The sequence below is a fragment of the Helicobacter sp. MIT 14-3879 genome, assembly GCF_003364125.1.
Genome location: NZ_NXLP01000041.1, coordinates 1 through 11,509, shown reverse-complemented (window position 1 = coordinate 11,509; position 11,509 = coordinate 1). Strand labels below are relative to the sequence as shown.

11 protein-coding genes are annotated in these 11,509 nt (G+C 35.2%); 1 reads left to right on the top strand and 10 read right to left on the bottom strand.

Going from position 1 to position 11,509, the window contains the following annotated elements; all coding sequences use genetic code 11:
• From CQA44_RS10010 to CQA44_RS10000, 3 genes are all read right to left on the bottom strand, one after another.
• Positions 1-530 (bottom strand): ATP-binding protein (locus CQA44_RS10010; protein ID WP_181881863.1); only part of this gene is annotated, 530 nt, incomplete at its 3' end.
• Between the two features lie 437 nt (positions 531-967).
• On the bottom strand, positions 968-1,408 hold the full coding sequence (gene lptA / locus CQA44_RS10005) for a lipopolysaccharide transport periplasmic protein LptA (protein WP_258864997.1): 441 nt from the start codon (positions 1,406-1,408) through the stop codon (positions 968-970).
• A 32-nt stretch (positions 1,409-1,440) separates the two neighbouring features.
• On the bottom strand, positions 1,441-1,998 hold the full coding sequence (locus CQA44_RS10000) for a hypothetical protein (protein WP_115547100.1): 558 nt from the start codon (positions 1,996-1,998) through the stop codon (positions 1,441-1,443).
• 114 nt (positions 1,999-2,112) lie between these two features.
• Here CQA44_RS10000 and CQA44_RS09995 point away from each other — a divergent pair, with 114 nt between their 5' ends.
• The gene (locus CQA44_RS09995) at positions 2,113-3,309 is read left to right on the top strand and encodes an MFS transporter (RefSeq protein ID WP_258864996.1); all 1,197 of its coding nucleotides are present in this window, start codon (positions 2,113-2,115) and stop codon (positions 3,307-3,309) included.
• Between the two features lie 121 nt (positions 3,310-3,430).
• On the opposite strand, the gene CQA44_RS09990 is transcribed toward CQA44_RS09995, so the two are convergent.
• The 7 genes from CQA44_RS09990 to CQA44_RS09960 form a co-directional block, all read right to left on the bottom strand.
• The gene (locus CQA44_RS09990; RefSeq protein ID WP_115547099.1) at positions 3,431-4,234 is read right to left on the bottom strand and encodes an endonuclease III; all 804 of its coding nucleotides are present in this window, start codon (positions 4,232-4,234) and stop codon (positions 3,431-3,433) included.
• 237 nt (positions 4,235-4,471) lie between these two features.
• Positions 4,472-4,954 carry a crossover junction endodeoxyribonuclease RuvC gene (gene ruvC, locus CQA44_RS09985; protein ID WP_115547098.1) on the bottom strand — a complete coding sequence of 161 codons (483 nt, stop codon included), beginning with the start codon at positions 4,952-4,954 and terminating at the stop codon, positions 4,472-4,474.
• An 11-nt stretch (positions 4,955-4,965) separates the two neighbouring features.
• Positions 4,966-6,900 (bottom strand): hypothetical protein, encoded by a 1,935-nt coding sequence (locus tag CQA44_RS09980; RefSeq protein WP_115547097.1) that lies wholly within the window; start codon positions 6,898-6,900, stop codon positions 4,966-4,968.
• A gap of 73 nt (positions 6,901-6,973) precedes the next feature.
• Positions 6,974-7,513, bottom strand: coding sequence for a HyaD/HybD family hydrogenase maturation endopeptidase (locus CQA44_RS09975; RefSeq protein WP_115547096.1), 540 nt, complete (start codon positions 7,511-7,513; stop codon positions 6,974-6,976).
• Positions 7,514-7,539: 26 nt separating this feature from the next.
• A complete protein-coding gene (cybH, locus tag CQA44_RS09970) occupies positions 7,540-8,244 on the bottom strand; it encodes a Ni/Fe-hydrogenase, b-type cytochrome subunit (RefSeq protein ID WP_115547095.1) in 705 nt (234 codons plus the stop codon).
• Between the two features lie 133 nt (positions 8,245-8,377).
• A complete protein-coding gene (locus tag CQA44_RS09965) occupies positions 8,378-10,117 on the bottom strand; it encodes a nickel-dependent hydrogenase large subunit (protein ID WP_115547094.1) in 1,740 nt (579 codons plus the stop codon).
• 74 nt (positions 10,118-10,191) lie between these two features.
• Positions 10,192-11,391, bottom strand: a complete 1,200-nt coding sequence (locus CQA44_RS09960; protein WP_181881864.1) for a hydrogenase small subunit — start codon at positions 11,389-11,391, stop codon at positions 10,192-10,194.
• Between the last annotated feature and the right edge of the window lie 118 nt (positions 11,392-11,509).

Genomic DNA, 11,509 nt, shown 5'->3' with positions numbered 1-11,509 from the left:
TCCTTAAGATAGAGCGAAATCTCTGTGCCATAATCGTCTTTGCTAGATTCTAAAATTTCATATTCACCACCACCATCGCTTATCCATGTCCAAGCTTTAGTATCTAATGCTTTTTTAGTATTCACAATAACTTTTTCTGCAACCATGAAACAAGAATAAAAGCCAACACCAAATTGTCCAATGAGATTAGAGTCTTTCTTTTTATCGCCGCTTAAAGATTCTAAAAAGTTTTTTGTTCCACTTTTTGCAATCGTGCCTAGATGATTGTTTAAATCTTCCTCATTCATACCAATACCATTATCTGTGATTCTAAGAATATTTTTCTCTGTATCAAAGCTAATATCAATGTGGGGTTTAAAATCCATGGTTTTGTAATTATCATCACTTAAGGTAAGGTAGTTGAGCTTATCAAGCGCATCACTAGCATTAGAAATAAGCTCTCTTAGGAATATTTCTTTGTTAGAGTACAGTGAATGCACCATCAAATCAAGTAATTGCTTAATTTCAGTTTGAAAGATTTTTTTTGCCATAATATCTCCTTAATTTGTAACATGAATTAGCAATTATAACATAACTTTGATAAATAAATACAACTCTAAGTATTTTTAATAAATAAACTTTAGTCTAATAATATAAATTTTATTTATTAAAAGTATATAAGTTTAATTTCATATAGCCTATCATTGCAGTGATTTGTCTTAAAGGGTATCTTTAGTCTTTTTTGTGTCTTACAAACTCATTTATTGCCAGAATTTTTGTTCATTTCAATAGAGATAAGGAAAAACAATAGCATCCTTTATAATGATAGAATTTTATTAAATTTCAATAAGAAGAGTCTGTCTTTATTGGATATTGAGATTTGTAGATTTTACGATTAAGCACTAGTAGATTCTCTATAATGATTGTAGGTTTTTATGGGTATTGCGAAAAAGTAAGTATTGAAAATAGAAATATTTATAAGAAGTTTCTATTTCTCAAGAGAAAAGATGATTCTAGCAGGCGTGTTTTTCTTGCCTGCGACATTGGCGTAGCTACCATCTCCAGCTAAGACAATTTCATCTCCCTTGAGAGTGTTAGGCTTACCAACTTCCTGCACAATAGCGTCATCATAAAGTCTATATTCGTCTTTGACAACGTTATAGGTCAGCCTTTTGCTTTTGCCTCGTAATTCGCGTTTATCGGTGGTGATAAGAGTAAAATGAACATTCCCGCTAGCCTCATAAGAAGTAGGCTTTCTCTCCTTATTGGTATAGATTATTACAGTATCAGCATCTAAAGTATCTCTACCTTTTTTAATTCTCACATTTCCTGTGACTGTGGTTGTATTCCCTATACTTTTAAAGTGCTGGGCTACTATATCAATAATATCTTTGTCGTCTTTAGCAGATAAAATTGTTATAAGAAACAATAATAAGGAAATTTTATATAGCATGTATTCCCCTATTTATCTTTGGTATTAAATCGTGAAATTTGAGAACGAATATCTTTAGCGATAATGGTATCGTTTTTTTTATCATATAAAATATCCTTACCTACGGTTACGTTTAATGTATCTGCGATTCTAAAATCACCGCTCCCAACAAATATCTCATCTGCAATGTTGTAACTTCCTGCTTGAGAAAAAAAATGGATATTTGGGGTTTTGCTATATTCTACTCCCTGAGGAAAGTAATACATTCCTTCTGTGGAAATTGCTTCTTTGCCCTTCAGATTCTCTATAGAATCTGTATTAAATTTACTGATTTCAAAATCTTTATAGATTTCTTTGTCTTCATATTTTTTTGCTGTTGATCCCTTTATGTCTATATTCACGGCTTCTTTATTGACTTCATAGAGTTGCCATCCGTGTAATTCAATAGAGGGTATCTCTTCTGTATTGCTGTATCTTTTTGCTGAAATTTCAAATATAAAAAAGGAAGTAAAAGTGAGCAATAATAAAGCTGCAAAAAATACAATGATAATATTAACACGTTCAAGCAGATTTTTAAATGTTTGCATATTATTCCTTAGGAATTTGCAGTAAAATTTTAGGCTTTTGCTATACTTTAGTTATTTTTAGATTCTATAAGAATTAAGCGAATATAACACCAACATGAATTTTAAGGATAGATTATGTCAAGCACAAAACGAACCATCAAGTCCATGAATGCTCTATTTACAGGTATGTCCTTTCTTTTTATTGGTAATTCCCTCATTGTTAGTTCTGTGGGAGTGATACTCAAAGATTCAGGTATGAGCGAAATAGCCATTGGAGTAATCAGCTCGTGTTTTTTTATTGGAGCATTGGCTGCAACTATTAGCGGACACAGAATTATTTCACGTGTGGGGCATATACGTTCATTTGGAATCTTTGCCGCATTATTTGCGATTGCGAGTTTGCTGCATAGTTTTTTTGACAATCTCTACCTGTGGTCAATCTTTCGGCTATTGCTTGGCTTTTGTTATTATGGTGTACTTATGGTTATTGAATCTTGGCTCAATGAAAAAGCAAAGAATTCAGTGCGCTCACGTGTATTAAGTTTTTATGAAGTTGTGTATTATCTCGCCTCTGGCATTGGAGTACTTATTATCGCTCTAGATTTAGAGAAACATTCTGTATTCGTGCTTGGGGCTTGCCTTATTATGTTCTCAACTTTACCCCTTTATCTTATTCGCATAAAAGAACCCTTACTTCCACAAAAATCACCCATTTCTCTGCCAAAGATTTTTGACATTGTGCCTTTAGCCCTTGTAACAAGCTTTATTGCAGGTATGCTTGTGAATGGTTTTTTTGCAATGGCTTCTGTTTTTATACTGTTACAAGGATTCACTGCGCAGGGCGTATCCTATTTTATTGCGTGTGCTATGCTTGGAGGCTTTCTTGCTCAAATGACTATTGGGTCAATTTCTGATAAACTAGGTAGGAAATTTGCCATTATGTTGTGTGCTGGTGTCGGTTTTTGTTCTATGTTATTATTTGCAATATTTGATTTGCCCTTATTTATGCAATGTGCTTTGGCTATATTTCTAGGTGGGGGAATATTTTGTCTTTATGCTTTAGCACTCGCGAGAGCAAATGATATGTTAAAAGATAAGAGTAAAACCGTAGAATTAGGCAGAGCAGTGCTTTTTTGTTATTCATTGGGTTCTCTTTTTGCACCATTGGGTCTTGGCATTCTGATGCAACAATTTGGATTTCAGGGGTTTAGTTGGTTTTATTTGGCTTGTCTTGGTTTTTGCTTGCTTTTCGCAATTAATAAACCCAATATTCTTAAAAGCAAGAAATACAAAGGTGCGCCGGGTAATATGGCGATGTTCAATGAATCTTAATTTCAAAATGATTTTAGAATGAAGTTCATTCTTGAGGCTAAGGTGAATATTGTTAATCAGCTTGTGCTGCATGAAGTTTTTTGATTAGCTATTTTTCTTAAATAAAATAAGAATCTTGGATTTATTTCTTGCTCTTATATTTGCAATGTTCTACTATTTTGCCATGCAATCTCGCCATAATTTGTGCAGGTGAAATGTCAAAATCATATAATTCTTTGGCTTTGATAAGATTTTTGCATAAAAAGCCTTGAATATCCTCATAGGTTTCATATTCATAACCTAAGTTTGCAAGCAGTTTTTGTGTGTATTTATCAACAACCATTTCTTCTCTTTTAAGCCCGTAATTTAAAATGCTTGATGCACTTTCTTTGCCAATGCCTTTTTGAGAGAGCAACCATTCCTTGCTTACTTCTTTTGCGAAACTATCAAAGCTGCCAAAATCTTGCAAGATATTTTTTGCTAGTAAGAGGATTCTATGTGATTTTTGATTATAGAATCCAGCCTTACAAATAAGTCTTGCCACAATATCTGGACTTGTTTTGTGCAGTATCTCAAGTAAGGAATCTTGCCATATTGCTTGCGAGATAAAGGCTAAATGTGGATATTTATAGTCTTTGAATGGGGTAATTTGGCAAGATGTAAAATTCATGAGAGAATCTAATTGTGAAAACAGATACTCATACAGAGAAATAAGCGCAAACCAAGCATTTTCATATCGAGTATTCTGCCCTAAAATACTAGCAAAGCATAACGAAAGATTGGGAACTTTAGAATCTAATGCTCCACGAACTTCTATCCCCTCTTTAATTTCAATAGAGCAAAAGCTTGGCCACCACCATGAATTGTGGTCTCCTACCGTGTAATGCGCTTTAAGAGTCATTAATAAGTCATATCCACTAGATAGCTGTTTATTGAGATAGAACATGGAATTCCTAAAATAATGAAGTATTAAGATGACATGCGAATACAATTCAGAATCTCTTTTGCGATTCTATCAGATTTCAAAGTATCTATAACTTTTATCTAGTGTTACAGGTATAAAATAGAGATATATCTTGCACATAACTGCATAGTCTTAAGGCAGTTCTTTGTTAATTATCCTTATTCAGATTAAGAATGTAGCCTTAATCAATCTCACCAGCATCCATTCAAAACTGAAAACCTATACACTCAAGACAGTTCGCAAAAATTGTGCGTGTGTTAATGCTACTGCTAAGGCATCACTAATATCAAGAGGTTGTATATCTCTATCAAGTTTTAATAGAGTTTTTACCATATAAGCTACCTGCTTTTTGTCTGCCTTACCGTTACCCGTAAGAGCTTTTTTCACTTGTAGGGGTGTATATTCAGTAAAATTGCCAATATCTTGCAGAATTTTTAGACTAATCGCACCGCGAAATTGAGCTAATTTGATGACAGTCTTGGGGTTATATGCATAGAAAATATTTTCCATAGCCACCTCATTAATTGAGTAATCTTTGAAAATCAAATCCATGCCTTCGACAAATTCTACGATTTGAGATTGCAGATTGCGTGTTTGTATTTTGATAACGCCTGCATCGACTAGCAAAGGCTTATTCTTGTCAATTGCAATAATTCCGTAACCACAATTGCGACTGCCAGGGTCAATTCCTAAAATTAACATAATTTATCCGTTTAGAGATAATCTATTCCATGTCGATTAGGAAAAGCTAGTTTAATATTTTTTGGAATGGCATGAATAATTCCGTCCAAAAAGCATTGCTCTAAGAGCAAATCTCCGCAGATAAATACTTCATGGATACCATAATTCACAAGCATATCTCCTGCGAGAGTACCTATAAATTCTGCTAAAGATTCTACAACACCATAGCATAATAACTCATTTTCTACCCCTGCGAGATAAAAACTTATAATACTTCGTAAAATACGAGGATAATCCAATACAATATCTGAATCTTTCCTCACAAGATTGTAGTCAATCCGAGGTCCTCTATCTCTGACGCACTTAGCTGCATATTCCAAGACACTTAAATCAAGTTGTAGCATTTGCTCTATAAGGCTAAATATTTTTAGTAAGTTATCAGACTCTGTATGACAAGATTGTTTATTGTCAAATTTGGCATTCTTAAATTCTTCTTGCAGCAGAGAATCTCTTTGTGTGATTTGCTGCAAGAAGCTGGAATCTATATCCCATTGTTGTACCAACTTGGGATTTGCTTTAGCAAAATTAAACAGTAGCTTATCCCCATTTTTGTAATGGTAAAGATTCTGTAAATGCGTGCTTAAGGCAGATGACAATTTAATGTCTAGGATTTGTTGGAATCTATCCCCCTGCAAACTCTCAATCCAAAATGCACTAGCATTTTTAAGAGATAAGCAGACAATAAGACGTTTTTTATTTGCATGAGAATCTGTTTGCATAGGATTGCAGGAAATTATATCAAAGAGATGGTGTCCCCTCTTTTTATGTGGCATATAAGTATGAGCTAGTTCTTTAGCTACTGTATAATGTTCAATCTGAATATTATCTATGTGAGATTCTGCATAAGATAATAACGACTTTTCTTTTTCATTTGTAGTTGATGTGTAAAAGAGATAATCTATATTATATGTTTTTTGTAAAGTATGAAGCAATAATATCATAAGACAACCTCTAGGTAGGCTTGCAAAAACTTTATCTGCCGCATTGGCATGAAGTTCTTTGGCAAAAATTGCTTTGCATTGCAATAACACAAAAGGCTTCTCAAAACTTGCAAGAATGGTTTTTTGGTTTTCACTTAAACGTAAATAGCTCGTAGCATTATATAAATCTGTGAATATAATATGTGAAATATGATGTTGATTTGATAGAGAATCTTTATTATGCAAAGGGGCTTTTGATAATATAAAGGAGGTTTGATTACATTCAAGGCTAATACAATCCTTTTGCAAGAATTCTAAGATTAAAGATTCTATAAGTGCCTTTAGATAATGTTTGTGCATAAAATCAAAATCTTTTACATGAGAATCTAATGTGCAATGTTTGATAGAAATAAAATCATAGATTTGATGAAGGCTGGGGTTTTCTGTCTGTATCATATTCTCTATTTCTTTGATTGTAGGAATAGGTATCTTTGTGTCTTGCGTATCAAGAGATTCCCACTTATCAATACAGAGGGCATTAGATTCAGTAGAATCTAAGAGTTGCAGCTTCTTGAATATAAAATGTAATGAAAGGGGCAAATGACTAGATAGCATATCTGAAAAGGCTAGAATACTGTGCGAATAAGCTCGCATGAAAATATAACACTCATTATGATGTTCTTGTGGTGATTGTTTTGCTATTTTATCTTGATTAAACTTTAAGGTAATAAAATTCATTGCGTCTAAAGGCTTGTTCTCTGTGGTTAGGAATTCATATAGGAAGCGAGAGGCTAGTTTTTTGAGGAGAAGAATCATAGTGTGCGCACTTGTGATGTCTGTGTAATTAAAGATAAAGAGGCATTCAAGAATCTTGTCTATAGCGTTTTTTTGTTCAGAATAGATATCTTCTTGAGAATCTCTATCCTGTAAAGTTGGTTTATTATCATGATGTGTTTCTGTGACAAAAATTACTTCTGTATTTTTCACACGAAAGCCTTAAAAATTGAGATAGGGTAAATACTTAGATACAATTTATGACCAAATAAATTCTCAACCCTGGTTAAAAACCTTTATAGGAATTATTGGCAACTTCTTGTAGGGGAATATCTTGTATTTTTTTAACCGTAAAACCTAAAGAAGTAAGATACCTAATTGCTTCAGATTCCATAGTAACTACGCCTTCTAAGAGCGAATTACTAAGGTGAAAGGCAGTATCTTCTCCAATGATTTCTGGGACAATACCAATAATATGAACGGGCGGCAAATCACCCATGAGTTTAGTCAAGTGGAGTGTTTGGAGCATTTCTACTTCATGCGCACTACCTGCCCATGTGATAAAATTAGGTACTTTATCAAAACCAAAGCTATATACCTCACCAATTTTAGCGTTAGCTACACTCACACAATCAAGAATAAGAACATTATCATATTCTACTATAAGAGGAATGAGCGTATTAGCGAGTGTTCCTCCATCAATAAACTCGATGCTATTTTCATGGCATTCAAATTGATAATTTACTTTGAGATAGTTGCATAGATGCACACCAATACCCTCATCACCAAAAAGGATATTGCCAATGCCAAGAACAAGAACTTTCACACAATGAACTTTTATGTTGTGCCTAGCTACACACGCCTGTTATCTACATAGCGAATACCACTTACCATCGCATCAGCACCGCCATTGGGATAGCGCACTGAATTCCAAATAACAAGATAGATATGCACAGGAATAAAAATGATAAATACCCAAGTAACGATATGGTGAATTGCACGTACATTTGCTAAACCACCGCAAATAACTTCCACCCAGCCAAAACATGCACCAGCTATAAAACCTAGACCATCATGATACACGTGGCTGTATAGTGAAACGCCCGTTAGACAAATTACTAAGGTTAATATTCCAAGTGCTAAATAGGTACAAAATTGCAGGGGATTGTAAGCACCGTTGATATGGGGATGATGAGCAATAAATAAGTAAGCACCTATGGTTTTAATCCAAACAATTGGATTAAAAACTTGTCTAATAGAACGTCTTTCTGGTTGACTCGATTTTGCAAATAAAAAGAGATACACGCGAAAAATTGACGCGCAAATCAGCACAAAACCAGCTACACAGTGAAATGCCCGACTATAAGCTTGCAGAAAGCCTATAGGCTCGCTACTTGCATCAGGCTGTAAAAATGGATAGCCAATATAAAAACCGCTTGCAATAAGAAATATAATCATAAAGGCACGGACCCAATGCAAAAATCTTGTTGTGCCGCCAAATTCTAAATGCTGTTCCAATTCTTTTCTAATTGCTCTGTCTATTTCTGTTGAAAGCATATACGCTCCTTTTTTTTTTTTTTTTTTTTTTTTTTTGATACTCGGCATCAATGTAGATTTTAGCTATCTAATTTTATTAAACTTTTTCCTAGAATCTCGTTATGAATTTTATACAATACATAAAAAATTATTTCTAGAATCTTGCAAATGCAGGGTCTACTTTGTATTCTCCCAGCTCATTGCCTTTTGTATCCATGATATGAACAGCACAGGCAATACAAGGGTCAAATGAATGAATATGACGAATAATCTCTAAAGGTTGCGTAAGATTTGCTATTTTAGTTCCAATAAGACTCATTTCATAGGGTCCTTTTTGTCCTTTAGAGTCTCTTGGTCCAGCATTCCAAGTAGATGGTACGACGGCTTGGTAATTTGCTACTTTTCCTTCAGAGATTCTCACCCAATGACTAAGCATGCCTCGAGGTACATTGCCAATATAATAACCCTTGTAATCTTTCTTCTCATCAATAACATAGGGCGCACAAGTTGTTGTGTCTGTTTTTAGATTCTTTACCAGTTCATCAAAAGCTCTTAATCCGTTCTCTGCTAATACTTTTGCTTCTAGCCCTCTTGCTGCAGTTCTACCCAGAGTGCTAAATAAATGTTCTGTGCTTAAACCCGTGCGTTTAAGAAATGCTTCTGCAGTTTCTTGTATCTTTGCGTTTTTCTTGGCGAGTCCTACGACTATGGAGGCTAAAGGTCCTACTTCCATAGGCTTTCCATCATAACGTGGGGATTTTATCCATGAGTATTTAGAATCTGTTTTAAGTAATTTAGTTTTTTCTTCCTTTCCATTTAATCCAATGCTAGTGCCATCTTCCATGCCTGTATAGTTTGGATTCGTTTGTCCATCATAGGGGTGGAGTGCAGCAGTAGGTTCTACTCCTTCGTATTTATACCATGAGTTTGTAACTTCTTCTGCGATTAAATCAAGATTCACTTCATGTGGGCTACTTAAGTCCCCATTGAGTATATAGCCACTATTAAGCAGGTATTCATTGTGCCCAACCTGCATTTCTTGGAAACTTAGAAAATTTTTAAGATTACAACCTGTTAATACGCTCGGCTCTTTAGAGTATTCCATGCCTGCCATGATGAGGTCAGGGTAATAAGCCCTATGAACAAAATCCGCTACGGTTTCATATTTAAATTTGTATTCAGCTAACCTACTAGGGTCCAAAATATCCATGATAGAAGTAACACCTCCAACGGTTAGGCTTTGTGGGTGAGGTTGTTTTGCGCCAAAAATTGCCATCATCTTAGCTGCTTCTCGTTGAATCTCAAGAAGTTTTAGATAATGTGAAAGGACAATAAGGTTTTGTTCAGGGCTTAATTGATAAGTTTTGTGTCCCCAATAGCCGTTTGCAAAAGGACCAAGAGAACCTTTGCCTGCAAAATCTTTGACTCTTTTTTGGACAACTTTAAGTTCATCTTCTCCTGCTGCAATAGGAGTGTCAGTGTATTCAAAGGCAAGTTTTGCAGCTTTCATTGGGTCGGCACTCAATGCGCTAATAATATCACACCAATCAAGTCCATGCAATGTATAGAAATGCACAATATGGTCATGAAAAAATAAGGCGAGATTCATCAGCGTTCGAACAAGTTTTGCATTATAGGGAATCTCAATGCCAAGCGCATTTTCAACTGCGGTGATACCTGCCTTATAATGTGAGTAAGTACAAACACCGCAAATTCTACCTGCAATAAATCCTGCGTCTCTTGGGTCTCTGCCCTTAATAATAGTCTCTAACCCTCTCCATAGAGTTGAGCTAGAAAATGCGTCAGTAATTACATTATTGTCATCAACAATGACTTCAATGCGTAAATGTCCTTCTATACGTGTGATGGGGTCTACAACAATTCTTTTTGACATAATTCCTATCCTTTATAAGCATAAATTTTTATCTATAAGTATTTATTTGTCTTAAACACACTGCTAAATCCAAATTACTTAGGCTTTACTGCACCAGAAATCACTGCGTGTGCTGCAATGCCAATAGCAGTAGCACTCAACAAAACAATCCCCACTGTATCAGCAGTTCTGTCAGCTCCAGCACCTCCAAAAGCCGTTTGATAACGGTTGCCTAAAGGCACTTCAAAGGGACTCATTGTGTCCCAAAATTTTGGTTCGCTGCACCCAATGCAGCCATGTCCAGCACCAATAGGCCAGTTTGTATGAGAATTAAAGCGAAGTTTTGAACAATTATTGAAAGTATAAGGACCCTTACAACCTACTTTGTAAAGACAATAACCGTTTTTAGCATTTTCATCACCAAAGTGTTGGACAAATTCTCCTGCATCAAAGTGCCCTCTTCTCTCACATAAATCGTGGATTCTACGTCCATAAGCCCATTTAGGACGATTAAAAGCATCAACTGCAGGTAAGTCTTTAAAGAGAATAAAGTGTATCAGTGCGCCAACAATATTTTTTTCACTTGGAGGACAGCCGGGGATATTAATTACTCTTTTGTTGATAATTTGTGTTAAAGGCTGCGCATTTGTGGGATTAGGGGCAGCAGCTTGAACACCGCCAAAGCTAGAACATGTTCCAATTGCAAATATAGCTAATGCACCTTCGGCAACATGCCTGCATTCTTCTGCACCGGTTCTAGCACTAGCACCTATTGTGAGAAAATATTCACTTTCTTTTGGAATCCCCCCCTCAACCATCATAATGTATTGACCATTATATGTTTTTATTGCATCTTCAAGACTTTTTTCAGCTTGATGTCCAGAAGCTGCCATAATCGTTTCATGATATTCAAGACTTACATAATCAAAAATAATAGAATCTATACCAGGATCCTCTGTGCGCAATAGACTTTCACTGCAACCCGTGCATTCTGCCATGTGTAACCATATAATTGGCACTCTTCCTGCAAGTTCAGCGGCTCTCATAGTCAGTGGAGCAAATGAAGCAGGCAAACCCAAAGAAGCGGTGATAGCTGCTGCCCATTTCATAAAATCTCGTCTTTGTATGCCCTTTTTTTCTAAGATATCTTTGAGTTCCTCTTTATATTGTCCTTTATGTAAAGAAGGTAACTTTGCTAGAGCATTTAATCTTGCTTTAATCTTGCGAAATAATCCCTTTTTTGTATTAAATTCAAGATTATTTCCTTGCGGACTATAACTATAATCTAACTTGATTTTACTAGAGGAATCAGTGATGGGATTTGTATCACTTGATTGTTGCGTATGAGTTAAGATGTCAATTGCAGAGGAACGTGCTTTTGGGACGGACTCTAATCCTTGTATTATTTTTTTC

Excerpts from the sequence above, each read along its gene's own strand:
- CQA44_RS09995 (WP_258864996.1), top strand. The coding sequence starts at position 2,113 with ATGTCAAGCACAAAACGAACCATCAAGTCCATGAATGCTCTATTTACA.
- CQA44_RS09965 (WP_115547094.1), bottom strand. The coding sequence starts at position 10,117 with ATGTCAAAAAGAATTGTTGTAGACCCCATCACACGTATAGAAGGACAT.
- ruvC (WP_115547098.1), bottom strand. The coding sequence starts at position 4,954 with ATGTTAATTTTAGGAATTGACCCTGGCAGTCGCAATTGTGGTTACGGA.
- cybH (WP_115547095.1), bottom strand. The coding sequence starts at position 8,244 with ATGCTTTCAACAGAAATAGACAGAGCAATTAGAAAAGAATTGGAACAG.
- CQA44_RS09990 (WP_115547099.1), bottom strand. The coding sequence starts at position 4,234 with ATGTTCTATCTCAATAAACAGCTATCTAGTGGATATGACTTATTAATG.
- CQA44_RS10000 (WP_115547100.1), bottom strand. The coding sequence starts at position 1,998 with ATGCAAACATTTAAAAATCTGCTTGAACGTGTTAATATTATCATTGTA.